Genomic DNA, 26,435 nt, shown 5'->3' with positions numbered 1-26,435 from the left:
AACTATAAAAAAGGGACATCGATGTGCCCCTTTAAGTTAGCTTTATTTTTGTGCCCTGGAGGCATACTCGCCACTTCTAGTATCGACTTTTATCACTTCTCCTGTTTGCACAAAAAGAGGAACTCTAACAACCGCTCCAGTAGATAGTGTTGCCGGTTTGCCGCCGGTTCCAGCGGTATCACCCTTCAAACCTGGGTCTGTTTCAGTAATTTCCAACTCCACAAAATTCGGTGGAGTCACTGAAATGGGGGTGCCGTTCCAAAGAGTAATCGTACAATCATCGTTCTCAACCAACCACTTGATACTATCACCCAATGCTTTCTCATCGGCTGCTATTTGTTCAAATGTTTCGTTATTCATGAAGTGCCAAAATTCACCATCTGAGTACAAATACGAAAGTTCAACATCAAGAACATCTGCACCCTCTACCGACTCACCAGAACGGAAGGTTTTTTCCAAAACTTTATTAGAAATAAGTTTACGAATTCTGACTCGGTTAAAAGCCTGTCCTTTGCCAGGTTTAACATATTCGTTCTCAAGAATGTTGCAAGGTTCGCCGTCGAGCATTATCTTAAGACCCGCTTTGAACTCATTTGTGCTGAAATTAGCCATGATTCCTCTAAAATTTACGTTATGAGCATTTTTGTGAACCAAATAATACCTAAAAATATGACATCTGTAGAGTCAAACTGGCAAAAAGAATTGTCAATGTCATTCACAACATTGGAATCGTTACTCCAGTACTTGGAAATTGACACCAAAATAGCGACTCAGCATAACGATGCGAGAAAGCTTTTTCCGATGAGAGTCCCACGGCACTTCGCATCATTAATGGCAAAGGGCAACTTTAATGATCCGCTTCTAAAACAAGTGCTGCCATTGAGAGCCGAGTTTGCTGATGTGCCAGGGTTTGTTTCAGATCCTCTCAACGAACAGAGTTCTTCAACTAAAGGTGTACTGCACAAGTATAAAAATAGAGCACTGTTGTTGGTAAAGACCGGTTGTGCAGTTAATTGTCGATACTGCTTTCGTAGGGAGTTCCCTTATAAAGAGAACGCGATGAATAAGTCCCAATGGCTAGCATCTTTAAAGTATATTGAAGATGATAGTAACATCGATGAAGTAATTTTCTCTGGTGGCGATCCACTAATGGCGACAAATGAACATTTAGCTTGGCTATCAGAGCAAATAAGCCATATCGAGCATGTTAAAACGCTTAGGATTCATACTCGTCTACCTGTGGTCATTCCTTCTCGGATTGATTCGTCGTTTTTAGGTTGGTTAAGGGACACACCTCTCAACAAGGTAATTGTGTTTCATATCAACCATGCGAACGAACTAAGCACCGAATTAAAAGAGAATATCGCGCTATTGAGGTCGATGGGGGTGACGCTGCTAAATCAAAGCGTTTTGCTAAAAGGGATAAATGACAGTGTTGTTACTCAAGTCGAGTTGAATCGAAAATTGTTCGATTTTGGCGTTTTACCCTATTATTTGCATTTGGTTGACAAGGTAAAAGGTGTGTCCCATTTTGATGTGGATGAAACTGAAGCCGTAAAAATTATGTCTGGGATGATAAAGCGATTGCCAGGTTACCTAGTCCCAAAACTTGTTAGGGAAATAGGAGGACAACCCAGCAAAACGCCAATTAACCTCAACCTTCAGCCATGAAGTCAACTATTATGCGTAAGTGTTAATAATTGAGCCCACATTTGAATTAGCTGATTGAGTCGGTACGTCAGCTGACTCCAACAGCTGAAGCGCTGCTTGACCATCTTGCTCTATTCGATCTTTCGCTAATTGAGCAGATTTGATCTCCAACGCACCGGATACACCTGAGGTACTAACACCTGAAATATCCATACCATTTCCTTTTATTGCTTGTAGCTATCAACAAAAGTGTGCAGAATTGCGCACTTTAAAGGGTTATCGGCAAATGTAGCCCAAACTTTAGTGTCAAATGAGGATCGCTGTGGAAGAAGTCATCAACAAACTAAAAGAAAACTTACAAATCATATATCGCAAAGCTCTGGATGCAGATAAACAACTAGATACTTTAAATAAAGATGGAAAAGGTAAATTCACCGTCATTTTTGGCGATGATAGTGAGTTCTCTAGCCGCAGTAAAAGATTCATACCGTATGTTGAAGAGTTAGCAATTGAAATTACTGCCTTAGAGAGTGAGAAAAGTAATCACACCGAACTTTTGCCTAGAATAGTGAAAAAAATCCAAACCTTATTAGTGACATTAGAGAAGTTCAAGTCAACCATTTGAATACTCACAAAGCCTCCGCTGTCTGTCATATATCATATGTTTAAATTAAAACTGGCCTTTCATTCAGTTTTTTTCGCTTAAAAGTACCCATAAGATAAGTCCTTCAACGAAAAGGATTTCACCATGGCAACACCACGGAAAGCACAAATAATATTGAGTCAAACCAAGCATTATCATTGTATGATTAGGTGTGTTCGACAAGCTAGAATTTGTGGCTTTGACAAGTTTTCAGGACAGAACTATGAACATCGAAGAAAGTGGATAGAGTCACGGCTTTTTCGACTAGCTAAAGCATTTACGATTGAAATATGTGCGTATGCGATTATGCATAACCATGCCCATTTTGTTCTGCATGTAGATGATAACTTAGCTTATTCTTTAGATAGAACAACCATATTGAGACGCTGGTCACTTATTCATAAGCTAACACCACTGCAAGTTACTTATCTGTGCAAAGGTTCGTCGGCCCTTACTAATGACGAAAAATCAAAAGTCTATCGAGATATAGAGTTTATTCGCTTAAAACTTTTTAGCATCGCATCGTTTATGAAAGATCTGAATCAATATATTGCCGTCAAAGCAAACAAAGAAGATGGTTGTGTCGGCAAGTTTTGGGAGTCACGATACAAATCACAAGCATTACTTGATGAGCGAGCACTACTAGCCTGCATGGTTTATGTCGATCTCAACCCAATACGCGCCGGTATTGCAAGCTCACTTGAACAGTCCCACTACACGAGCATTCAAAAACGCGTTTTACAAATTAAGTCTCATTGGCAACCCACTCAACTAAAACCACTAACTGACAAGAGAAGCAGCAATTCACGCGCTATTCCTATGGATTTAAAGGCTTATATACAAGTCGTCACAGAGACATCCGGGATGGTTTATTCCCCGCATGACAAAGTAATTCAATTTCCGTTGTCACAATTAGGCTTCGCACCAACTGAATGGAGAAAACTCACTAGCAAATTTGAATCATTATTTGGGTATGTGGTTGGAGCGAGTGATGCATTAATTGAGTTTAAGCAACACGTCAATCTATCGAAAATAAGAGGAATGGGTGCCGCGAACGAGGTGTTTTTGAATACTAATTGAATGCTCTTCTGCCGATAGGTAAAGTGTCCAATCGGCGATTGATTTCGTTGACAACCTTTTTGTATTCGTCACTTTCAACATCTGTGTATTTCGTTTTGAACTCTGTTTTACCCATGCCTTCTTCAAGATTATCTATTGAGGGGAAAAATAGCATTTCAGCACTTTCAAGTGACACAATATTTTGAATTTGTCTGGCTGTTTTAGGATCGACTGCTAGTGCAGCAAAGTTTGCGCCTGCCATATCAGCACTTAAGTCAACAAAACTATAGCCAGAACCTCCCTCACCTCTATCCATCAACTCCTTAAACTCACCAACAGCAACACTAATTCCCTGCTCAGACATTAGCTTTATTGCTGCAGAAAATATGAAATGTAAACTAAGGTCTTTCCGACTTGCCAAAGTCGGCGAATAAGGACTGGTTGGTATCTTATCAATAGCGAATGACATATCGCCAATTACGGCTGCAAAACGTCGATTCCCTGCGAAGATTGCTAAGGCGAATATAGCAGCTTCGTTTTCCAAAGTTGCTGAATTTTCTTGATCTCCCAAACCACTACTCGTCATCGACTTTGCTTCAGCCATGAGTGCTTGTAAGTAATAGCTTAAAGATGTGTCCTGTTTGCCGACATCAGATGCTCTCAAGTCATCCAAGAATCGAAGGTAGTGCGCAGTTTTTATTCGAAGAAGTTGATTATCATCTCCTCCACTTGAAGTTCTTATGTTCTTCAGTTCTCGCAATAGAGTGTCTAGCGGATGCAGATAGACAGACACTTGGTTAGGGTTTACATCGATTTTTTCAATTTGCTGGATAGCACTAGTGGCCACGACACTTTTTGTATAAGTATTAACAAGTGACTCTGCAAGACCTAACGCCCAGTCGCCAGGTATCCCAATACTGCCGACTTTGACATGTTCAACTGCTAGCGCATCACCTTCTAAAATTTGGATAGTAAGATTGATATAACTACCAAGAAACAAAGACGGGAGCTGATAGCTAATGTCGAGTTCAATAGATGTGTCCGATAATGAGAGTTGACTACTAACCTCAGGTAGAGCACGCTGAACAAAGCCCAAAAGGCTGTCAGCCTGTCCAATAGAAATATCAATTTGTTGACGAGTGTATCGCCCTCTTAGGCTTGCCCGAAGTTGCTTTATGAGGTCGTGCACTTCATCTGCGTTTTGTACTTGGCGATGAGCCGAATAAGGTACTTGTGGGCTAAAATCCAATATCAAGAAAATCAGTAGCAAGAATAACAGTGCTACTGTCAACAAACTGAATTTCAAATAGCGCATCATAGTCAATAAAGCCTTGAATTGATTTAATCAATTATCGCTAGGTTACCTTTGCTTTCTAGCCAAGCTTTGCGGTCTGGAGATCGTTTTTTCGAAAGAAGCATATCCATCAATTCAAGCATGTTTTCTGCATCATCAATCGTTAGTTGTACTAGTCGACGAGTGTTTGGATCCATTGTTGTTTCTCTTAGCTGCAGTGGATTCATTTCACCTAGTCCTTTGAAGCGTTGAACGTTGACTTTGCCACGTTTCTTTTCAGCTTCAATTCGGTCGAGTACACCTTGCTTTTCGCTTTCATCCAATGCGTAATAAACGTCTTTACCAATATCTATTCTAAATAATGGTGGCATTGCAACAAAGACGTGTCCGCGTTCGACTAAAGTTCGGAAATGCTTAACAAACAACGCACAGAGTAGGGTTGCTATGTGAAGACCGTCAGAATCAGCATCAGCCAAGATACATATCTTTCCGTATCTCAAGCCGCTTAGATCGTCAGAATCGGGATCGATACCTAAAGCAACTGAGATGTCATGAATTTCTTGTGATGCTAAAACTTGAGATGAATCGACTTCCCAACTGTTCAAAATCTTGCCTCTCAATGGCATTATCGCCTGAAACTCACGATCTCTGGCTTGTTTTGCCGATCCACCAGCAGAGTCCCCTTCCACTAAAAACAGCTCTGAATAATTAATGTCTTGCGAGGAGCAATCTGTTAATTTCCCCGGTAACGCGGGACCTTGAGTAACTTTTTTACGAGCGACCTTCTTATTCTGTCGCAATCGCTTTTGTGCATTGTTTATGCACATTTCTGCTAATAACTCTGCAACATCAGTATGCTGATTTAACCATAAGCTAAACGCATCTTTGACCACACCAGACACAAACGCAGAGGCCTGCCTGGAAGAGAGACGCTCTTTGGTTTGACCCGCAAATTGTGGATCATGCATTTTAGTCGAGAGAATATATGCACATCGGTCCCAAATATCATCCGCAGTTATTTTAACGCCACGGGGTAACAAATTCCTAAACTCGCAAAACTCTCTCATTGAATCCAAAAGACCCTGTCTGAGACCGTTGACGTGTGTACCGCCTTGGGCAGTAGGAATAAGGTTTACATAACTTTCGGTAACCATCTCGCCACCTTCAGGCAACCACATAACCGCCCAGTCAGCAGCTTCTCCATTACCGGAGAACTGTCCAACGAATGGTGTGTCATCTGGCAGCGTGATGTATTCTTTTACTGACTGATAAAGGTAATCTCTTAATCCGTCTTCGTAATACCACTCAGTGGTCTCTTTGCTAACTTTATCGTCAAACCTGATTTTTAACCCGGGACATAGTACAGCTTTTGCTCTTAACACATGTAGAAGCTTGCTAACGGAGAATTTAGGAGAGTCAAAGTAACTGGCGTCAGGCCAAAAATGCACGCTTGTTCCTGTGTTTCTTTTACCACATGTATCGACAACACGAAGCTCTTCTACTTTGTCGCCATTCTCAAAGGCCATTTGATAAATATTACCATCGCGCCTAATAGTCACTTGAACACGCAACGACAATGCATTTACAACCGAAATGCCAACTCCATGTAGACCACCAGAGTATTCGTAATTTTTATTCGAAAACTTACCGCCGGCATGCAGTTTAGTCATGATCAATTCGACCCCAGAAATCTTTTCCTCGGGATGAATATCGACTGGCATGCCACGGCCGTCATCGATAACCTCTAACGATTGATCTTCATGTAAAATAACCTTGATTGAAGATGCGTGGCCTGCAAGCGCCTCATCAACACTGTTGTCTATGACCTCTTGGCTCAAATGGTTCGGCCTAGTTGTATCGGTATACATTCCAGGCCTGCGTTTGACAGGCTCCAGACCATTTAAAACTTCGATGGCATCAGAGTTATATTGAGTAGACATGTTAGCGCTTTTTATTGTTGATTTATCTGACTGTGATAGTAGCAAGGCTAGGCATTTACGGCAATCAAGGTTTGTCAGAATCTGGCATATAGGTCGCGTTTAATCGGACACACCTGTTTTCGACATGCACTGGAGCTAAAATAAAGACTAATTAACTCAGTTTTTGGATAATAGGAATGAGGAAATCTCATCCAAACGCGTTTCAAATTGATCGAATGCATGACTGCCACCCTGTTCAATTCGACAATACTCAGTACCGTATTTTTGCTCAGCCAAGCGATAATCGAGAGTCTCGTCTCCGGTTTGTAACAGTACGAGGTAATTTTGCTGCGAATTTAGCTTTTCAACATTCAGTTGACGCAACATCCCAACAGTCGTTTCGTCAACATTAAAGCATTCTGATGTGTAGGGGTTTTGATGTTCCCCGAAATACTCTTGAAGAAGATCAAATGGCGTGACTGCAGGATTAATCAGTGCAGCTTTGCACCCTAGTCTCTCTGCAAAAAACGTGGATAAGAAACCGCCCATTGAGCTACCGATGAACGCAACCGAAATAGGTGTGTCCATTTTAGTAGCCTCTTCATGACCGTTAGCACTCTGCAAAACTTGCAACAAGTCTTCAACAACAGCGATCGCGTCATTAGGCACGCCTGGGAGTGTGGGAGTATGCACACGAATTTCAGGGTGAAATTGAGAAAAATATTTTTTTGTTATTTGGGCTTTTTCAGATTGTGGTGAGCTAAGAAAACCGTGTAGATAAATTATGTCCGTGATCATTATTCTTGATTTGTCGTTATTTGAATTTTTTTCTGTTGAAGGCAAAACTGCAACCACTCTGCTAAAAATATATTAACCATTTGTTTTTCGTTTCGTTGATGCATTTTAAGATTAGGGTATTCATAAGAAGGCTCAAGTTTAGAAATTCTTTGACAACTAAGCACCTCTGCCACCTTGGCATCATGATACAGGCGAACTTCCATTATTGGCTGTAAAAAAGCTGGTGTATTTCGAGCAAATTGCGCCATTTCAATTGTACTTGTATATCTGGTGGACTCTAAAATCTTTATTCTATAGCGCAAGGTATCGCTGATTTGAAACTCATAACTCAAGTCCTCAGAATCACAATCAGGTAGCAACCTCAATGCGCTCGCATAGTTGCTTTCGCAAATCGCAAGAATAGACGGCAAGTGAGGTACGTATTTTTTTCTCAAAGCTAAGGCCTTTATTTCTTTTCTTAAATCATACTAATTAATGGAATTTTAAATTCAACTTAGATGCGCAATTAAGTCACGAAGTGTAAACGATACGGTGAAAAAAGGTGTGTCCAATTTCCGAATTATCTTAACCGGCTTAGCACACTTCTATTCTTATCCTAGATTTCTCGCCATTCCTTTAACAATTTTTCTTTGTTGAGAAAGAACCATTGTAGTGCAATGATCGCCGCGGCATTATCAATTGTGCCATCATCTAGCCATGTTCTCGCTACATTTTCTGGTACACGATGAACTCGAATATCTTCGGATTCATAATCTAAACCATGAATCCCTTTCGCTTTAGCTGACTCGGTCCTGGCCATGAAAATATGCAAACGTTCCGTCGTCCCTCCCGGGCTAGACAAATAGGTAAGTGCTTTCGTGAGTCCTGCAAGCTCTATCCCAGACTCTTCCTGAGCCTCACGATGGCATACAGACTCTGGCGTCTGGCCTTCATCAATCATGCCTGCAATTACTTCAAATAACCAAGGAGAGTCACATGTCTCCATCGCGCCTAATCTAAACTGCTCGATTAATACAAATTCCTGCGTATTTGGATCATAGGGTAGAACAGCGACAGCATGCCCTCGCTCAAACATTTCTCGCTTGACGACAGAACTTTGTTGCCCATTGAACAATTTATGCTGCACTTCATAGCGGTTCATCTTAAAGAAACCGTGAAAAACTGTCTCTTTTTTCAAAATGGACACGTCTTTATTTGTATATTTTAATATTTCCATCATGATCTTCTTGTACTTTTTCACACTAAATTAAACTAAGGTCGATGTAATTTCAGCAAAAACGTCACATTCTGTTACACTTAGTGGATATATGTAACAACCATTCAGTATGTTTAAAGACTTGAATGTCATAGACTTAGCACATACGTAATGCATCAACGAAAAATATTATTTTTAAGGCTCTTTTTATGAAGAAAACGCTACTTTCAGTTTTTATTGGTATCGGCTTATCAGGCTCAGTGCTAGCAGACGACCTCTCGGAGGTGTATCAACTTGCACTTCAAAACGATCCAGTAATTAATCGAGCTAAGGCTGATAAAGAATTGGCGTACAATGGAATTGCATTGAGCAGAGCAAATTTGTTACCACAAATATCAGGTTCTGTATCCTATACATTAAACTCCGGTGACAATATAGACACAATATCGATTCCGACTGGTCAAACTGACCCAACAACGGGTGAGTTAATAATCGATCCGAACACCGATCGCCCTGTTGAGCGAACAGAGTTTATTACCTTTGAATCAGATAGCGATACCCTAAGCCTTGGCTTGAATCTAAGTATGTCAATTTACGACCATGCAAATTGGGTGGGAATGGATAGAGCAGAAAAAGTCGCTCAGCAAGGTGATGCGAATCTTGCTTCGGCATTTCAGCAGTTAATCGTGCGAGTAACCAACGCCTATCTTTCAGTATTGAGAGAACAAGATAGTGTCGAATTTGTGAAAGCTGAGCTAAGAGCTATTGAACGCCAATTGGAGCAAACTAAACAACGCTTTGAAGTTGGTTTAACGGCCATCACTGACGTCCATGAAGCCCAAGCAAATTACGATAATACAGTAGCAAGACAAATCAGAGCCGAAAACCAACTCGAACTTCGTTTGGAAGAACTACGAGAAATCACGGGTAAATACCACAAGGACATCTCGGTCCTTGATACTGAGTTATTTACAGCAACATCACCAAACCCTGCTAATGTTGACGATTGGTTGAAGTTAGCTGAAGATTCAAATTTCGATTTACTAGTGCAGCGCTTTGCGAAAGATATTGCGATGGAAGATATTGAATCAGCAAAAGCGGGTCATTATCCGACTGCGTCATTATCAGCATCACTAGGCCGAAGGGATACAACGAACGAAGTACCTGGCCAAGCGGCAATTGATTTGCCTGCTGTTAATAGCCAATCAATTGGTGTTTCGGTGAGCGTTCCAATATACCAAGGTGGACGCGTCAGCACTAGCACAGAACAAGCGCGCAACCGTTACGTGATTGCGAGTGAAAACTTAGAGCTAACTTATCGTCAAACCGTTCGCTCGGTGAGAAGCTCATATAATGATGTGAAAGCTGCTATTTCTACAATTCGCGCCCTAGAGCAATCAGTAGTGTCAGCGGATAGTGCATTAAGAGCGACTGAAGCTGGGTTTGATGTTGGTACAAGAACAATTGTCGATGTTCTTAACAGTACGAGAAACCTATTTGACGCTCGTAGAAATTTGGCCGATGCTCGATACAACTTTATCACTGCGATCATCAATCTTAAACGAGCAGCTGGTACGCTCACTGAAGATGACTTGCTTTCAATCAACCGCGTAATGAAAGCAAACTAGCACTTATGTAGCAAATAAAAAAACGACCTATTGAGGTCGTTTTTTTATGCCTGCGAAAAAGCGATGCGCGGTAAAAGTAGTCTTACTAAGCAGAGCTTAACAGGTGTGTCCCATTTTGACTTATTTGCGCTTACTATCGGTTTCAGTAGCTGCCTGCGGTTGCCTGTCTAGGAGCACTTGTATTTGAGCTTGTAGGGTCACCATTTGCTCTTGAAGCTCACTCATAGAGGGCTCCGTTTTTAATCTCTCTTTGTGCATCTCTTCGTCCATAACACCAACAACGATGCCTATCACCATATTCAAAAATGCAAAAGCCGTGAAGAAAATGAAGGTCATATAAAATAACCAACTCATCGGGTAAACTTCCATGGTCTCGTATTGAATATCCGTCCAATCCTCGAAGGTCATTACTCGGAACAAGGTCAGCATAGAAATCGCAATATTACCCCACAGTACTGGGTTGATATCTTGAAACAAAAAACTACCTATCGCTGCGTAAATATAGAAGATAATAAACATCAGTAATACGACATAGCCCAGTCTAGGCAATGCTTGTAGCAATGAGTTAATCAATATTCTCAATTCAGGAATAATCGAAATCATCCGCAACACGCGAAAGATACGAATCAATCGAGCTAATAAAGCCATCTCTGACTCATTAATCGGAATTAAACTAATTACCACAACAATCGTGTCAAAAATATTCCAACCTGACTTGAAGAAGTCTTTTTTATTCTCCTCAGCTAAGAATCGAACCAATATTTCAAACAAAAAGAACAAGGTAATAAATACATCAAGATACTTTGTGACGAGTAAAGAGGTGGGGGAAAGATCATACGTCTTTGCACCTATTTCCAACGCCGAAATGATAATGACCGAAATAACAAAGAATTCAAAAAGCCTATTTTGTTTTAGGCGAAAAAGAAACAGGCGACTAGATTCAAACATCATTCATTGACTCGATAAACAGGAGGGAACACTACCTTGAACGCTCAAGGTAGTGTCGATTCTTTTTAAATACTAAATTTTGCTTTTAAGCTTGCTAATCTTTGTTTAGATTCTTCTTGCTCAAGCGAGCGCTCATTAATTCTCCGCTTAGCAATTTCTTTGCTTCCATTAAGAAGCAGTGCTTCAACATAATTAAGGAAAATTTCTTCATTGTTCACTTCTTGATTCATTACCCGACTATAGGTTTCAACAGCGTCTTCAGTGTTTCCCTGCTTCACCTGAATCTGTGCATAGGTGTCGACAACCGCTGGCGAATTAGGATTCAAGTCAAAAGCTCGCTTAGCCAAGCCCGCGGCTTCATCTAATTGACCCTCTTGGGTTAATAGGTACGCTAAATTGTTGAGGACAACCGAATTGTTTTCATCTAGTTTTAGCGCATCTTGATACATATTGATTGCTGTATTTTTATCGGATTCTATTTTCTTCTCTGCGAGGAGCATCATTACTCGAAGATCGTTAGGATTATTTTCCAAATAGGAAGACAATAGGCTAACCGATTCTCCCTCTTGTCCACTTAAGTCATATGCTTGTGCTAGCAAGAAAACACTTTTGGTACTTGGGTTATCATCGTAAGCTGCTTTTGCGTCATCAACAGCTCCTTTGGCATCACCTTGTCGTAATTTAATTCTCGCGGTCACTCCTCGCACCAAAGGAAGATTTTTCACATTCGGGTTGAAACTGTCAATTAAGCTTTGAGCTTCCTCAACTTTACCAGTCATGATAAGGAAGTAACTTTGTAGCACTTCCATTTGAGGATCGTCACGAGACTCCAAATAGTCCTGCGTTAATGTTAAACCTACTTGGTAATCGTTTCGACTATCTAACAACAATAGTTTACCCATGGCTGCATCTCGGTTATTTGGAGAAAATGAAAGCCATTTAGTATAGTGTTCGTCTGCTTGAGCAAGCTTGTTAAGACGCAATAAAACGGTTCCCTTAGTTCCCCAATATGCAGTATCAAGGGCTTTGTCCTCCGTTACTTTATTCAAGGTATCAAGCGCATTTTCATACTCAGATTGCTGAACATAGACTTGAGAAAGTAAAACCAATAACTGATTATTTTCAGGTGTTTTACTCAACTGACTCAATATTGGTTCCAAGCCTTCATCAGGAGAACCTTGTCTGTTTTTCAGGGCATAGTAAGCCGTTAGCGCAGGCACATAATCAGGGCTTTCCTCCAACAACTGTTCGAGTTTCGAAATTGCGGCTGGAATATCTTCTTTTCTTAACTCTAAACCAATGAGTGCCATCTGTACTTTGGTGTTATTTGGCGCGATTGCAGACGCACTAAGAAACTCGGATTCCGCTGTTACTAAGTCATTATTTCTCAGAGCCACTTCACCCGCGAGTAAGAAGCCTTCAGGAAGGTTACTTGCCTCCTTCTTCCACTCAGAGGCCAATTCACTGGCCTTATCAAGTTGATTAGACGCCATATATGCGGTCGCAAGTGTACTTTTGGCAGTCACTGATTCAGGGGACTTCTCTACTGCACTTTCCAGATCTAAGATACCATCGATGTTGTTAACACTCAGCTTTAAGACACCCAGGCGAGTTAAATCATCCGTGTCATCGCTAAGTCCGTCCGAGCGCTCAATTATCTCTACTGCCCTTTTGTTTTCGCCTCGTTTTACTAACTCATAACCCGCTTTTGAAAACAATGTCGCATCGTTAGATGTCAGGTTGCCAAGCCTTCCTAACAAGTCTGATGCTTCAGATGTCAGACCCGTTTGCAATTGGCTTGCAGCCAGAATTCTGAGACCAGGATGATTATCTGGTAATGACGTCGCGATAGTAGATAAATGTCCAACGGCACCTTCGAAGTCGGCTTGTTGATATGCTGAATAGCCGGCAACGAGTCTTGAAATTGGGTCTACACTGCCGTTGTTGATAGCAATTTCAGAATACTTCTGGCCGTTCACAAAGTCCTGATCTGCCGCACGAACGATGCCTTTAAGTTTATTCAGAAGTGCATTTTTATCGTTTATTTTTAGCAAGGTATCGACATGAGGCTCAGCCTCATCGCTTCGATTGAGGTCTATTAACATTCTGGCCAAAATAAACCTTGTTTCTGCGTCTTCAGGCTCAGCTTTGACATATTCCGCGTAGATATCTGCCGCTTCCGTTGGTTGCTCATTTACCAAATATAGTCTGGCAGTCAGACTCAGTAGATCTTTATTTAGGGGAGCTTGCTTTTGTAATTCGATGCTCTGCTGAAGGGCATCTTCATTCTCTTGCTCGATAATTAATCGTAGAACGCCAGCCAACCCCTTATAAACAGAGCTAGTTTCTAATGCGAGGATGTCCTGGACGAGCACTCTTGCTTCTTCTACTTTATTGAGTTGTAAGAGAGATTGCGCCTTTAAAAAGCCAACCTCAGCTTTTTCGACGACAGTGAGACCTTCCATCTCATGATCAAGAGCTACGAGCGCTGTGTTGGCGCCTGTTCTTTGGTAAGCTCTGGTGAGTAATGGGAGAACCTCAACCTCAGGATAACCAAGGTCTTGAGCTCTGCTGAGTTCTTTCTCTGCGGCTTCGAAACTTTTTTGTTCCAAATAAATTTTACCGAGTTCAAATCTAGCGCTAGCTAATTTCGGATCAAGTTGGATAGCATTCTTTAATTCGACAACAGCTGCGCTGACGTCTCCTTCAGCATAGAACTCCTCTGCTGCTGCGATATGCTCTTGGCTAGTTTTTTGAGAACACGCGGAGAGAAACAACGAGATGAGTAAAACAACAGCAATACTTGTTTTCTTTCGATTTTGACCGCTTGAAAGCGTACTGCCTAACTTATTTTTTATTCGATTGATGAATTTTATCTTACTCATTTTAACTAATATCCTTTTATTTTCCGTCAATATATTTCTTATTCGATGCTTTTTCTCTTCTATTTTTACCGAAGAAATGCGCTTAAATAAAGAGCTGAGGGCATATCTTTTCTTTTATCTCATGCGTTTACAAACTAAACAATAGTAATGATAGCAAGTTATTACTATTTCTTATATACTCCTTGCTTTATGAAGGCTCTCGCATCCTCTCTGCAATGCCCCCACTCTCAGTCTATCAGGATACCCGATGACCGACACTGTCGATGTTACATTTAAAGAACTAAATCTGCCAACGCCCTTACTACAGGCGTTAGAAAAAGTTGGCTATGAAAAGCCATCACCAATACAAGCCAAGAGTATTCCATTATTACTCGATGGTCACGACCTTTTGGGCCAAGCTCAAACAGGTACAGGAAAAACAGCTGCATTCGCATTGCCAATGTTAGCAAACATAGATCCTGATGAAAGTTTCACACAATTGCTGGTCTTAGCACCAACAAGAGAGCTAGCAATTCAGGTTGCTGAAGCATTCCAAGTTTATGCGAGCTTTTCAAAGAAAATTAGAGTATTGCCTGTTTATGGCGGTCAGTCCTATGACAACCAAATTCGCCAACTTAAACGTGGTGTGCAGGTTGTTGTTGGAACACCAGGTCGAATTATCGACCACATCAAACGCAAAACGCTTAAATTAGATAAGTTACGATTCCTCGTCCTGGATGAAGCAGATGAGATGTTGCGCATGGGCTTTATTGACGATGTTGAGCTTATCTTAAGCCACGCTCCAAAAGAGCGTCAAACAGCCTTATTCTCAGCAACCATGCCGGACGCAATCAAGAAAATCACTAAGCGTTATTTGAATGATCCACAGCATGTTAAAATCGAATCAACAGTATCAACGGCAAGCATGATTCGCCAACGTTATTGTCAAGTTGCTGGTCATCATAAATTAGAAGCACTGACGCGTATCATGGAAGTCGAAGAATTCGACGGTATGATTATCTTCGTGAGAACGAAAACAGCGACGGTTGAACTTGCTGATAAGCTAACTGCTCGCGGTTATGATGTAGAACCATTGAATGGCGATATTCCTCAGAACGCAAGAGAAAGAACCGTTGAGAAATTGAAGCAAGGTACCATCGATATCTTGGTTGCGACTGACGTTGTTGCTCGTGGTCTTGATGTAGAGCGTGTGAGCCACGTAATCAATTTTGATATCCCATATGATACAGAATCATATGTTCACAGAATCGGTAGAACTGGTCGTGCTGGTCGCAGCGGCGATGCAATCTTGTTTATTTCCCATAGAGAAAAACGTTTGTTGTTTGCTATCGAAAAAGCAACCAAACAACGCATTGAAAACATGGATATACCATCCATTTCAGAGCTGAATAAATCTCGATTGGTGCGATTCAAGCAAAGCATTGTTGAAGCGATGACGGATGAGTCAATTGAATCTTATATTCCAATTGTAGAATCAATCATGGAAGAGACTGAAGCATCTCCAGACGTTGTGATGGCGGCTTTGGCTAAAGTAGCTCAAGGTGATGAGCCACTCTTGTTGAAAGAGTCTGATCGTCCAGATTTGCACAGTAAGCCAACGTTTAATGACCGTGACTCTGGTCGTCGTCAAGGACGCAACGAGCGAACTGAACGTGGTAGAAATGACAGGAACGATCGCAAGCCAAGAGCGCCGCGCGGCAAGAGTACGCCGGATGAAGGTATGCAAAGGTTTAGAATCGAAGTCGGTCACACCCACGGTGCTAAACCGGGTAATATTGTAGGTGCCATTGCTAATGAAGCGAATATCAGCAGCAAAAATATTGGTGCGATTGAGATCTATGACAACTTCACTACAGTAGACTTGCCGAAAGGCATGCCAAAAGAAACGAAAGATACTTTGGCAAAAACGCGTGTTGCAGGTCAGCGTTTGAATATCAGAGAATGGTCTGATACGCCACCCAAACGTAAAAAGTAATACTAAAAAGCCACTTCATGTGGCTTTTTTTATATCTGTAAATAACAAAATTCCGAAAATAGGACACACCTATTTTCGATATCTACGAAGTTCTTCAACAATTTTCTTACTGCAGTTTTAATAACTTAATGGGTTTAAGTGGAAGTGACTGAATATCGGTGTGTCCAATTTAGCTCACCATTCGAATCTGAAATAAGAGGTGTGTCCAATTAAGTTAGAATATGCTTCACTCCGTCATATTCTTAAACGAAATAACAATGACGAAAATAGTGCTGTATTTGAATAAAAAAGTTATTCATAATTCAAGCACGTTAACTTATGCGAAAAACGATGAAGTACTTTCCAATATTTGTAGATGCTGAACATATTCACTGCCTTCTTGTTGGGGCAGGTGAAGTAGCTGCGCGCAAATGCGAATTGTTGCTAAAAACACCTGCGAGGATAACTATCGTTTCTCCTTGGGTAAGCGACACGGTAAGCCGCTTAGCCTCTGAACACAAACAAATCACACTGATTGAGCGTAAGTTTAAAGACCCTGATATTGAGGGTAAACAAATGATTTTTGTTGCAACAGATGATGAGCAGGTCAATAAACACATTCATGACATTGCACATGCAAAAAACTTGTTAGTGAACGTTGTCGACAACACGCCGCTTTGCAAATTCATCACACCGTCAATAGTCGATCGTTCACCAATTATCATTGCAATGAGTAGTGGTGGCGTCGCACCTGTCCTTCTTCGTTATATTCGTCAAAAGCTTGAGAGTGTTATTCCGGCAAATATAAAACTGCTGGGTAATTTTTCAGAAAAATTCAGAAACAGGGTTAAAGGCGCTTTATCTTCGGTTACCGATAGACGATATTTCTGGGAGGAAGTCTTAGATGGTGATATCGGTGAGTCTGTCCTTCAAGGAAACGATGAGTTAGCGGAAGAGAAATTAGACAAGGCCCTCATTGCGTATAAAAATGGCAACAAACCTGCTGGACAGGTCTATTTAGTCGGTGCTGGCCCAGGTGATCCGGATCTACTTACATTCCGTGCGCTAAGGCTTATGCAAAAAGCCGACATCGTTGTTTATGACCGACTTGTAAGTCCCGACATACTAGAGCTGGTGCGCAGAGATGCAGAAAAAATTTACGTTGGTAAAGCGAAGAGTAATCATACAATTCCCCAAGAGGAGATTAACGAACTTTTAGCGAAAGAGGCACTCGCTGGCAATAGAGTTGTTCGACTGAAAGGCGGCGACCCATTTATATTCGGCCGAGGCGGAGAAGAGATTGAAACCCTAGTGGAACATGGCGTTGATTTTCAGGTTGTTCCGGGTATCACAGCCGCTAGCGGAGCGGCTAGTTATGCTGGCATACCTTTAACGCATCGCGATCATGCACAGTCGGTCACCTTTACCACGGGACATTTGAAAGATAATACAATCAATCTTAACTGGCCAGCATTAGTTCAACAAAATCATACACTTGTTTTCTATATGGGCTTAACTGGGCTATCAATTATTTGTGAGAAGCTTATCGAGCATGGGATGTCCAAAACGATGCCAATTGCCCTTGTCCAAGCTGCAACCAGAAGCGACCAAAAAGTTGTCACTGGAACTTTAGAAACAATAGTCGATAACCCTACTACGGCGACTTTAAAACCCCCTACCTTAATTATTGTTGGAACCGTGGTAGAGTTACACGAGTCTTTAAATTGGTTTACGCAAGGGAATGTTGACCACTAGCCAAATAGGTTAATGTCATCATGTTCAAAAGCTTTGTTTATTTACTGTTGTTAACACTCTGCATAGCTCATTCGCAAGCGGTTAATGCTAAGCAAACATCCTTTTCTCAAATGCGCACGGTTGACGGGCGGAGTTTTGACTATAAGTGGCTTGATAAAAACAACGAAGTACAAATACTCTCTTTTACTATACCAAACGAGACTCTTCTTACACTTCCTGAGTCTGCGCCTGCATATAACCCAATATTAGCCCAAAATTCAATTCGGCGAGCACTGATGACCTATGCAAAAACAGTAGATCCACGGCTTGCTAAAATCTCTATAAAGCAATCAGGTGGCTCAATCCAAATGCAAGTAACCGCCCCAACTAAAGAAGATGCTGAAGCAATAAACAAAAAACTTGGCGAACAGTACGCTGCAGCAGAGAATGCTTACATGTCCAAGCACTATTATGTCCCCTTTAAAAATGAATTTGGTCAAGACTTTATAAAACAAGACCATAAACGGTATGCGCTGGAAAGTGCTGACGGCATGCAGGCAATTGTTAAAGAAATAAAAAAGCACCTATCTAATCCCAGAAATCCGAACGAGTTTATCGATTTCGCTTTATCTTGGCTGCAAGCAATTCCATACGACACGCTTGAGAATCGTGCTTCATCAAACGGCTCTGGTTTTGCTTCACCACGACAGTTGCTGCTGGATAACAAGGGAGATTGTGACAGTAAATCAACCCTGTTTCTTGCATTGATGAACGCATATAACCCTAAGCTACAAACGTCTATGGTCTACCTACCCAACCATGCTTTAGTGGGAGTCGTATTAAAGCCAAAAGACGACCAGCAGTTCATCACTGACGATGGAGTGCGTTTTGTTTTAGCCGAGCCAACAGGGCCTGCTCAATATAGCCTGGGTGAAATTGATAACAAGAGTGAGCTGGCTATCCGCAATAGACAAGTGAGCCTCGAGCGCTTCTAGTCGACTCTTTGCAATAATTGGACACACCTATTTAACTTTTCTCAAAAACAGGTCTAGCTATTTTTCATTTAATTAAAATAGGTGTGTCCAGTTTGGATCCAGTTTGGATATTCATCTCTTATCGTTCTTAGTTCGAAATAGGTGTGTCCGATTTGGGGGCTTTACACAAATTTGTGTTCATTCACCAAGTAAAGTTGCAGTTAGCAAGCTAAGGCACTATTGTTGAATTCGTAACAAGTACAAACAATAACAACAACATACCGCACAGTGTCATTAACTATTTAAAGACAGAAGAATAAGAATGATTTCAACAAAACAAACTTTTGGCTCGTTGGCGCTCGCCAGCCTGCTAACAATAAGCTCGATAAGCTTTGCAGATGACAATAATCCCGAAGCGAAAAAAGAAGAAAAACCCTATGCATCTTGGGATGTACTGAACCCTCCGATGGAATTGAACAGCATCGACATATCTACTGACGAGACCACTTGGTCAAGTTTGGACGTTAGTCCGGATGGAAAGCGATTTGTTTTTGATATGCTTGGCGACATCTTCATAGCCAGTGCAGAGGGTGGCGACGCAGAGCCACTGACACAGGATTTCGCTTGGAATATCCACCCAAGCTTTAGCCCCGATGGCAAACAAGTAGCATTTATATCTGATCGCGACGGCTTATCAAATGTGTGGGTGATGGATACCAACGGCGAGAACTTACGCCAAATCACCAAAGAAAAATCAAACCTAATCCATTCTCCGAAATGGAGCCCCGATGGCGAGTACATCGTTGTCACGAAAGGTATTATGTCACGACGCAGTATTCCCGCAGGCGAAATCTGGCTCTATCACAAGAGTGGTGGTAGCGGCTTAGCGATAAAGGAACGCGTAAACGGAAAGGCTGACCAAAAGAACATCGCAGACCCGGCATTTTCGCCCGATGGTCGTTACATCTACTTCAGCAGAGATATCACTGGCGGTTCAACCTTCAGTTATAATAGAGACGCGCTTCAAGGTCTCTTTGGTATCGTAAGATATGACCGTCAAACGGGTGAAGAAGAAACCATCATTTCAGGTACTGGTGGAGCTGTCGTTCCAACCCCATCTCCCGACGGGAAATACATTGCGTATGTTCGCAGAGTGAAGCACCAAACAGCACTATTTCTAAAAGAGTTATCAACGGGTGATGAAATCCCTCTCTTCCTTGACCTTGAACGTGATATGCAAGAAGGTTTTGGAACCGAAGGTTACTTTGCTTATTTTGATTGGACACCCGATGCTAAGAACATCATGTTTTGGACTGGCGGCAAATTCCATACAATCAACGTAAAATCAAAAGAGCTTAAGACGCTTGAGCTCAATATTAAAACCACCGTTCAATATGCTGATGCTTTACGTTTTGATGTTGATGTTGCTCCAGACAGTTTTGATGTTAAGGCTATTCGGTGGGCTCAGAAGTCACCTAACGGAAAAAGCATCTTGTTCCAAGCACTTGGCAAGTTGTATGTAAAAGACATCAAGTCAGGTAAGACGAAGCGTTTGACCCGGCAAGATCAACACGACGAATACTATCCGCGTTATTCGAATGACGGCAAACAGATCGTCTACACCACTTGGAGTGATGAAGGTCAAGGAGATATACGCACAGTGTCATCTCGAGGCGGTAAAGGCAAAGTTGTCAGTCTCAGTAAAGGGCATTATATCGAGCCTAGTTTTTCCACTGACGGCAAGCTAATTACCTACCGTAAGTTTACCGGCGGATATTTGCTCGACCCAAGTAATTCAACCGAGCCTGGCATATATGTTTTAAACCTAAAAGAAAAAACATCTGAGCGAGTTGCGCGCAGAGGTGTTGAACCTCATTTCAGCGCAGGCAACGACCGCATTTATTTCACTGAATCAGTAGGTGGAAAGCCTTACCCAGAAACCCAGTTTTCCAGCGTAAACTTGCGTGGTGAGGATAAGCGAGTTCACCTTTATGGAGCCGATAAAGTCAGTGAATATCGATTATCTCACGATAAGAACTGGATAGCCTTTGTAAACCAATACAACACATTCGTTGCACCTTTTGCCGATAATGGTAAAAAGATTTCTATCGGTCCAACGATGTCTTCACTTCCAGTTAAACAACTTTCAGCTCGCTCTGGAAACTATATGACATGGAGCCCTGATAACCAATCAGTCGGTTGGTCACATGGTCCTCGTTATTTTGAGCGCTCGCTTAGTGAAGCATTTGATTTCATCGCAGAAGAAGGTGCCGAGTTACCAGAACCTGTTAATGAGGGAATGGATCTAAGCTTTGAGAAAGAGTTCTTTGTACCTAAGGGATACAAGGCAATTGTTGGCGGCAAAGTCGTCACAATGAGAGATGCCGACAATACCCAAGAAGTCATTGAGAACGGCGTGGTGCTGATTAAAGGCAACAGGATCGAAGCCGTTGGAACAGCTGAAGATATCTCTATTCCAAAAGGCGCGCTTATTGTCGATGCCAAAGGAAAAACTGTGATTCCAGGCTTAGTCGACACGCATGCTCATGGACCACAGGGTCGTAGCGAAATTATTCCCGAACAAAACTGGACTCAATATAGCAACCTGGCGTTTGGCGTCACTACCATTCACGATCCGTCAAATGATACAACGGAGATTATGGCAGCTAGCGAACTACAGAGAGCCGGGCAACGTATTGCACCAAGAATCTACTCCACTGGTACTATATTATACGGTGCCGAGTCACTGCGAGTGAAATCGATTATCAATGATTATGATGATGCTTTTTATCACGTAAGACGACTTAAAGATATCGGCGCTATTTCAGTCAAAAGTTATAACCAACCTAGACGAGACCAGCGTCAACAAGTGCTCGTTGCGGCAAAAAACCAAGACATGATGGTTGTGCCAGAGGGTGGTGGTAAATTCCAGCAAAATATATCTATGCTAGTTGATGGCCACACCGGGCTTGAACATAGTATTCCTATCGCAAACGGGTATAACGATTTGACCCAATTATGGGGCGCAACGAAGTTTGGTTACACACCTACTTTTGTTGTGGCTTACGGCGGGTTAACAGGCGAAACCTACTTCTACGACCGCAGTAATGTTTGGGAAAACGAACGCCTCATGCGTTATACACCAAGCTTTATAGTAGATCGTCGTATCCGTCGTCCTAAAGCACCAGATGAACATTATAATCACTACCCAATTGCTCGCTATGCTAAAACGCTGAGAGACAATGGCGTAGGCGTGCATATTGGTGCGCACGGACAGCGTGAAGGTTTAGGTGCACATTGGGAGTTATGGATCATGGAGCACGGCGGTTTCACTCCATTTGAAGCATTAAGAGGTGGCACCATTGACGGTGCAAGACACTTAGGCATGGATAAACAACTCGGTAGCATAGAGGTTGGTAAACTCGCTGATCTAGTCGTTATTGACGGAGATGTGCTCAATGACTTGTCACGCAGTGAATATGTTGAGTACACCATTATTAATGGCAGAGTATTTGAAGCGGCAACCATGAACGAGTTAGGTGAAAAAGAGAAACGCTCACCGTTTTTCTTTGAAAAGCACAATAACCTGTTTATGCCGAAACAAACTCAGCAAGAAATGGATGCCAAAGCGCATACTTATCACTGGGTTCATTAAGCGTCTAAGTGACCTCAAGCTTGAGGTTTGAATAGCTAAAAAAGCAAGATAAGAACGCACATTCTCATATGTGCGTTTTTTTTGGGCCAAACAAAATTATGTTCGCTTATTTTGCTTTGATTTGACTTTTTGGCGATTAGTTTGGCCAATAAATAATCTCAAAACTCCAAGTATGAGCATTTACCACCTGAATTCATTGTGTTTTTTCACTCAATTAAATAGTACCCATAAAATAAATATGGACTTTAAACAGCCTTTCAATTTTGAGACAAAATGCATAAATGTCCCAAAATTAGATCATTTTGTCCCAAATTTGAACGTCGATTTAAAACTTCCTGTGTAGTCTTGCAATCAGTCAAAAGGATGTGAGCAAGATAAGGGGACAGTTCAAGCATGCAGTATTCGAATTCATTATTTCGAGAAGAAGCGATAGAAGGTCAGCATAGGGACAAGCTGGGAAATTCGCTACGGCTGCCCAGTCCCCAACACCTAGTGGTGGTGTGTTTACTTCTTTTTGTAACGGGAAGCTTTATTTATTTACTCATAACGCATACCTACACTAACAAGGTAAGTGTCGTAGGATGGCTCGTTGCTGAAAAAGCTAGCGTCGATATTTATCCGATTGAACAAAATAGTCTTCTTGGTGATATCCCCGTTACCTCTAACCAAATAGTCTCGAAGGGGGAAGTGCTGGCCCATCTTGTTCGCCCTAACTCTCAATTGAGTGGCGAAGCTGCTTATCACAAACAACTCGACTCTATAAAGAGACAACTCTCGCTACTTAACCAACAGACCGAATTAAATTCACGCCAATACCAGCAAAACCTTTTACAGAATAAACAGTTGATGGGCAATCTAAACGCACAACTGACTACAAGTAAGAAGCGCTTGTCACACTTAGAGAGTTTACTGTCTCTACATAGCGCACAAGAGAATGAATTGTATTCGCTCTACCAGTTAGGCAGCGTGTCAAAAACGGTCTATCAGCAATCTCAAGAAAAAGGCTTACAACTAAAAATCCAAATCAGTGAAGCAGCCCTTGCACTCCAACAATTAACGCAATCGCAAACTAAAGCCCGCGCGAATCAACAGGTACTTCAAATCCAATACTCAGAAAAACGCGGGAGCTTACTCAATCAAATTGAACAAACGAAGCAAACCTTATCGTCGGTCAATGGAGCAGATACATATTCTCTCTTGAGCCCTATTGATGGGATCGTCAGAAATATACAAGTTGAAAAAGGTGAGCGCGTCAACCCAGGCAACTTCATGATGCAAATAAGCCCTCTGAACCGTGAGGTGAAAGCGCGAATGTATGTCCCATCCAGTCATTCGGGGTTTATAGCAATAAACCAAGTTGTTGGTTTAAAGCTCAGTGCTTTTCCGTATCAAAAATTTGGTATGGCAAGCGCAAGCATTCATGAAGTATCAGAGGATGTTCTGTTACCCCAACAAATAAAAGAGGTGCCATTTGTATTGCAAGGTCCAGTGTTTATTGCAGAAGCAGCACTCACTTCGCAAACACTGAGTGCTAATGGCAAGCAAATACATCTAAAAGATGGGATGCTGTTTGAAGCTGAAATCGAACTTGCTGAAATGCAGCTTTGGGAATGGTTACTCAAACCGATTCTCAGCTTGAGAGGTACAGTGTAATGCAGAATAATAAGGACACTTCTCTTTATCGTTTATTACGTTTCACTGCACGTAGAAAGGTAAACCTCGTTCTGCAAGCTGAAGCCAGTGAATGTGCGCTAGCATGCTTAACAATGGTTACTAACTATCATGGCAATGCGATGACGATTGATAGACTTCGCCTGACCAGCCAGATATCGATTCAAGGTAGCGATTTAAGTAGTCTATTGAAACAAGCGGCTCAATTGAAGCTTTCTGGCAGAGCGCTAAAAACAGAATTGCATGAATTATCGGAACTAAAAACGCCAGCAGTCTTGCATTGGAATTTCAATCACTTTGTGGTCCTTCTCAAGGTGAAAAAGAAATATTGTGAGATAGCGGACCCAGCTATAGGTATTCGGAGGGTCCCAATAGGCGAGGTGAGCGATTGCTACACCGGTATTGCCGTCGAGCTCCATCCAACGAGTAACTTCGTTCGCGCTAAAGCTAATCGGCAGCAGAAGCTGAAGCTAAGCCACTTTATAAAACCTAACAGCGGTATCGCGTCGCACTTAACTACTCTGTTAATACTCAGTGTGTTATTACAAGTCTTTGCGATTGCCTCTCCTTTTTATATGCAGACCGTTATTGACGAAGTGATCGTGAATTCGGATACGAATCTGCTAACAGTGATCGCTATTGCATTTGTATTGTTATTGCTTGTTGATACATGCACCGTGTTTCTGCGGGATCGTATCATGTTGAGATTTACCAATTATCTCAATCTACAAATGGCAACGGGTGTATTCGACCATTTGCTGCACCTTCCGGTGAGTTACTTTCAAAAACGCCATTTGGGTGACATAGTGAGTCGATTTTCAGCCCTACAACAAGTGAGAGCGGTGCTGAGTTCAGGTATTGTCACGGCTCTTATTGACGGCGGTATGGCTCTTTTGATGCTTGGCGTACTTTTTATCTACTCGCCGACACTGAGCTTGCTCGTTCTGTCTGTATTAGCCATTTATGCTAGCCTGCGCTGGGCATTGTTTAATCCAATGAAGCGTCAACAAGCAGAAGTCATTCAGAGCCAAGCAAATGAAAACACTCACTTTATGCAAAGTGTTAGAGCCATAAAGACCATTAAACTCAACAATAAAATGGCACAACGTCACTCTCAATGGCTCAATCAATTGGCGACGGCCATGAATAAACAAATCACCCTAGCTAGATGGAACATAAACTTTTCTAGCACAAACAAAGCCTTGTTCGGTGTAGAAAACATCTTAGTTGTGTACTTAGCGGCAGAGCTTGTAATGAGCAACGCTTTTAGCATAGGAATGCTATATGCCTTCATCAGTTACAAAAATCGCTTTATTGCTTCAGCTGACAGCCTGGTTAATAAATGTCTTGAATTCAAAATGCTACGAGTACACTTGGACAGGCTCGCTGACATCGTCCTGACACCAGTTGAATCTCGCCCTAGCACTAATGAATCACTACCTCTTGGGGTTAGTGATATTAATAGTCAAAAAGCCCGTCAATCTGCATTGGAAATACACAATTTATCATTTAGGTATCACGAAAGCTCACCATGGGTATTTCAGAATATCAGTTTTAGCGTCCCAGCACTCAGTACAGTGGTGATCATCGGCTCAAGTGGTAGCGGAAAATCCACACTGTTTACTTGCTTAATGGGTTTAAACAAAGCGACGACAGGCTCAGTTAGAGTGAACAATCTAGTGTTAGACAGCACCAACCGTCATCTACAAGACTTCGCAGCAGTCATGCAGGATGACCAGCTTCTTCCTGGCTCTGTGCTGGATAACATTACAGATTTTGCTGAGCGAACAGATATTAACCTTGCCTTGAAAGTGAGTGAAGCAGCATGCCTGCATGAGGACGTACTAGGCATGACTATGCAATACAACACACTCATCGGAGACATGGGTAGCTCACTAAGTGGAGGGCAGAAACAGCGCTTATTGTTGGCACGCGCCTTATACAAGCAACCGAAAGTTTTGTTTCTTGACGAAGCGAGCAGTCACTTAGATGTGAGTACCGAAAAGCGAGTAAATCAGGCTTTGAGACAACTCAATGTCACCATAATTATGATCGCTCATAGACCAGAAACCATTGCGAATGCCGATATCGTGCTTTCGCTCAACCACGGCAAGTTGACACAAATCGACAATCGTTCACTTGCTAATTCAACCAAGTAGTACATCAAAAAAGGAAAAAACTGATGGATATCATAACGCTAATACAAACTCTATCGAAAAGAGAGAAGGAAATAGTGATGAAAGTTATTGAAGGATCGTCAAATAAGGTGATAGCAAATGCACTTTTTATTAGTGAAAGGACTGTTAAATTTCACTGTGCAAATATTTACCGAAAACTGAATATTCAAAACCGAACGACATTAATTGCGCAATATTATCGAGCGATGTATTCAAGAGCTTCATAATTGTTTTGCTGAGAAAAGTGAAGG

20 protein-coding genes are annotated in these 26,435 nt (G+C 41.8%); 11 read left to right on the top strand and 9 right to left on the bottom strand.

Annotation, left to right across the window (positions count from 1 at the left end; all coding sequences use genetic code 11):
• Nucleotides 1–42: 42 nt before the first annotated feature.
• Entirely contained in the window at nt 43–612 is a 570-nt protein-coding gene (gene efp / locus RM556_RS03510; protein WP_311361867.1) for an elongation factor P, read from the bottom strand.
• 33 nt (nt 613–645) lie between these two features.
• On the opposite strand from efp, the gene epmB reads away from it, so the two are divergent.
• Complete coding sequence (epmB, locus tag RM556_RS03505; RefSeq protein WP_311361866.1) at nt 646–1,671, top strand: EF-P beta-lysylation protein EpmB; 1,026 nt, start codon at nt 646–648, stop codon at nt 1,669–1,671.
• A 9-nt stretch (nt 1,672–1,680) separates the two neighbouring features.
• Here epmB and RM556_RS03500 read toward each other — a convergent pair whose 3' ends face one another.
• Nucleotides 1,681–1,863 carry a hypothetical protein gene (locus RM556_RS03500; RefSeq protein WP_311361865.1) on the bottom strand — a complete coding sequence of 61 codons (183 nt, stop codon included), beginning with the start codon at nt 1,861–1,863 and terminating at the stop codon, nt 1,681–1,683.
• A 109-nt stretch (nt 1,864–1,972) separates the two neighbouring features.
• Between RM556_RS03500 and RM556_RS03495 the strand changes: the two genes are divergently transcribed.
• Nucleotides 1,973–2,275: a hypothetical protein gene (locus RM556_RS03495; RefSeq protein WP_311361864.1), complete on the top strand. Its 303-nt coding sequence runs from the start codon at nt 1,973–1,975 to the stop codon at nt 2,273–2,275.
• Nucleotides 2,276–2,398: 123 nt separating this feature from the next.
• Entirely contained in the window at nt 2,399–3,373 is a 975-nt protein-coding gene (locus RM556_RS03490) for a transposase (protein WP_311373852.1), read from the top strand.
• Here RM556_RS03490 and RM556_RS03485 read toward each other — a convergent pair.
• The 5 genes from RM556_RS03485 to nudF all read right to left on the bottom strand — a co-directional run bounded on the left by RM556_RS03485 (nt 3,366) and on the right by nudF (nt 8,582).
• The gene (locus RM556_RS03485) at nt 3,366–4,670 is read right to left on the bottom strand and encodes a hypothetical protein (RefSeq protein ID WP_311361862.1); all 1,305 of its coding nucleotides are present in this window, start codon (nt 4,668–4,670) and stop codon (nt 3,366–3,368) included. The genes RM556_RS03490 and RM556_RS03485 overlap by 8 nt on opposite strands.
• Before the next feature lie 23 nt (nt 4,671–4,693).
• On the bottom strand, nt 4,694–6,586 hold the full coding sequence (gene parE / locus RM556_RS03480; protein WP_311361861.1) for a DNA topoisomerase IV subunit B: 1,893 nt from the start codon (nt 6,584–6,586) through the stop codon (nt 4,694–4,696).
• 156 nt (nt 6,587–6,742) lie between these two features.
• Nucleotides 6,743–7,363, bottom strand: a complete 621-nt coding sequence (locus RM556_RS03475; protein WP_311361860.1) for a YqiA/YcfP family alpha/beta fold hydrolase — start codon at nt 7,361–7,363, stop codon at nt 6,743–6,745.
• Nucleotides 7,363–7,797 carry a DUF1249 domain-containing protein gene (locus RM556_RS03470; protein ID WP_311361859.1) on the bottom strand — a complete coding sequence of 145 codons (435 nt, stop codon included), beginning with the start codon at nt 7,795–7,797 and terminating at the stop codon, nt 7,363–7,365. Before RM556_RS03470 ends, RM556_RS03475 begins: the two co-directional genes overlap by 1 nt.
• Before the next feature lie 161 nt (nt 7,798–7,958).
• Complete coding sequence (gene nudF / locus RM556_RS03465; RefSeq protein WP_409220044.1) at nt 7,959–8,582, bottom strand: ADP-ribose diphosphatase; 624 nt, start codon at nt 8,580–8,582, stop codon at nt 7,959–7,961.
• Nucleotides 8,583–8,767: 185 nt separating this feature from the next.
• Between nudF and tolC the strand changes: the two genes are divergently transcribed.
• Nucleotides 8,768–10,186 carry an outer membrane channel protein TolC gene (gene tolC / locus RM556_RS03460; RefSeq protein ID WP_311361858.1) on the top strand — a complete coding sequence of 473 codons (1,419 nt, stop codon included), beginning with the start codon at nt 8,768–8,770 and terminating at the stop codon, nt 10,184–10,186.
• A gap of 120 nt (nt 10,187–10,306) precedes the next feature.
• On the opposite strand, the gene RM556_RS03455 is transcribed toward tolC, so the two are convergent.
• Nucleotides 10,307–11,134, bottom strand: coding sequence for an ion transporter (locus tag RM556_RS03455; RefSeq protein ID WP_311374076.1), 828 nt, complete (start codon nt 11,132–11,134; stop codon nt 10,307–10,309).
• Nucleotides 11,135–11,199: 65 nt separating this feature from the next.
• Complete coding sequence (prsT, locus tag RM556_RS03450; protein WP_311373851.1) at nt 11,200–14,019, bottom strand: XrtA/PEP-CTERM system TPR-repeat protein PrsT; 2,820 nt, start codon at nt 14,017–14,019, stop codon at nt 11,200–11,202.
• A 247-nt stretch (nt 14,020–14,266) separates the two neighbouring features.
• On the opposite strand from prsT, the gene RM556_RS03445 reads away from it, so the two are divergent.
• The 7 genes from RM556_RS03445 to RM556_RS03415 all read left to right on the top strand — a co-directional run bounded on the left by RM556_RS03445 (nt 14,267) and on the right by RM556_RS03415 (nt 26,411).
• A complete protein-coding gene (locus RM556_RS03445) occupies nt 14,267–15,994 on the top strand; it encodes a DEAD/DEAH box helicase (protein ID WP_311361856.1) in 1,728 nt (575 codons plus the stop codon).
• Nucleotides 15,995–16,324: 330 nt separating this feature from the next.
• The gene (gene cysG, locus RM556_RS03440) at nt 16,325–17,728 is read left to right on the top strand and encodes a siroheme synthase CysG (protein ID WP_311361855.1); all 1,404 of its coding nucleotides are present in this window, start codon (nt 16,325–16,327) and stop codon (nt 17,726–17,728) included.
• Between the two features lie 20 nt (nt 17,729–17,748).
• Entirely contained in the window at nt 17,749–18,702 is a 954-nt protein-coding gene (locus tag RM556_RS03435) for a hypothetical protein (RefSeq protein ID WP_311361854.1), read from the top strand.
• Between the two features lie 301 nt (nt 18,703–19,003).
• Nucleotides 19,004–22,336, top strand: a complete 3,333-nt coding sequence (locus RM556_RS03430; RefSeq protein WP_311373850.1) for an amidohydrolase family protein — start codon at nt 19,004–19,006, stop codon at nt 22,334–22,336.
• A gap of 393 nt (nt 22,337–22,729) precedes the next feature.
• Entirely contained in the window at nt 22,730–23,989 is a 1,260-nt protein-coding gene (locus RM556_RS03425) for an HlyD family efflux transporter periplasmic adaptor subunit (RefSeq protein ID WP_311373849.1), read from the top strand.
• A complete protein-coding gene (locus tag RM556_RS03420) occupies nt 23,989–26,166 on the top strand; it encodes a peptidase domain-containing ABC transporter (RefSeq protein ID WP_311373848.1) in 2,178 nt (725 codons plus the stop codon). The genes RM556_RS03425 and RM556_RS03420 overlap by 1 nt, the downstream gene beginning before the upstream one ends.
• Before the next feature lie 23 nt (nt 26,167–26,189).
• Entirely contained in the window at nt 26,190–26,411 is a 222-nt protein-coding gene (locus tag RM556_RS03415; RefSeq protein ID WP_311361850.1) for a LuxR C-terminal-related transcriptional regulator, read from the top strand.
• The last annotated feature ends 24 nt before the right edge of the window (nt 26,412–26,435 follow it).

The organism is Alteromonas sp. W364, assembly GCF_031846205.1.
GTDB classification, from domain to species: domain Bacteria; phylum Pseudomonadota; class Gammaproteobacteria; order Enterobacterales; family Alteromonadaceae; genus Glaciecola; species Glaciecola blandensis.
This window is presented reverse-complemented; position numbering and strand designations above follow the sequence as displayed.

Coding starts and splice junctions, on each gene's coding strand:
- RM556_RS03500 (WP_311361865.1), bottom strand. CDS start 1,863: ATGGATATTTCAGGTGTTAGTACCTCAGGTGTATCCGGTGCGTTGGAG.
- prsT (WP_311373851.1), bottom strand. CDS start 14,019: ATGAGTAAGATAAAATTCATCAATCGAATAAAAAATAAGTTAGGCAGT.
- RM556_RS03475 (WP_311361860.1), bottom strand. CDS start 7,363: ATGATCACGGACATAATTTATCTACACGGTTTTCTTAGCTCACCACAA.
- RM556_RS03430 (WP_311373850.1), top strand. CDS start 19,004: ATGATTTCAACAAAACAAACTTTTGGCTCGTTGGCGCTCGCCAGCCTG.
- parE (WP_311361861.1), bottom strand. CDS start 6,586: ATGTCTACTCAATATAACTCTGATGCCATCGAAGTTTTAAATGGTCTG.
- tolC (WP_311361858.1), top strand. CDS start 8,768: ATGAAGAAAACGCTACTTTCAGTTTTTATTGGTATCGGCTTATCAGGC.
- nudF (WP_409220044.1), bottom strand. CDS start 8,582: ATGATGGAAATATTAAAATATACAAATAAAGACGTGTCCATTTTGAAA.
- efp (WP_311361867.1), bottom strand. CDS start 612: ATGGCTAATTTCAGCACAAATGAGTTCAAAGCGGGTCTTAAGATAATG.
- RM556_RS03415 (WP_311361850.1), top strand. CDS start 26,190: ATGGATATCATAACGCTAATACAAACTCTATCGAAAAGAGAGAAGGAA.
- RM556_RS03435 (WP_311361854.1), top strand. CDS start 17,749: ATGTTCAAAAGCTTTGTTTATTTACTGTTGTTAACACTCTGCATAGCT.
- cysG (WP_311361855.1), top strand. CDS start 16,325: ATGAAGTACTTTCCAATATTTGTAGATGCTGAACATATTCACTGCCTT.
- RM556_RS03420 (WP_311373848.1), top strand. CDS start 23,989: ATGCAGAATAATAAGGACACTTCTCTTTATCGTTTATTACGTTTCACT.
- RM556_RS03445 (WP_311361856.1), top strand. CDS start 14,267: ATGACCGACACTGTCGATGTTACATTTAAAGAACTAAATCTGCCAACG.
- RM556_RS03485 (WP_311361862.1), bottom strand. CDS start 4,670: ATGATGCGCTATTTGAAATTCAGTTTGTTGACAGTAGCACTGTTATTC.
- RM556_RS03455 (WP_311374076.1), bottom strand. CDS start 11,134: ATGTTTGAATCTAGTCGCCTGTTTCTTTTTCGCCTAAAACAAAATAGG.
- RM556_RS03425 (WP_311373849.1), top strand. CDS start 22,730: ATGCAGTATTCGAATTCATTATTTCGAGAAGAAGCGATAGAAGGTCAG.
- RM556_RS03490 (WP_311373852.1), top strand. CDS start 2,399: ATGGCAACACCACGGAAAGCACAAATAATATTGAGTCAAACCAAGCAT.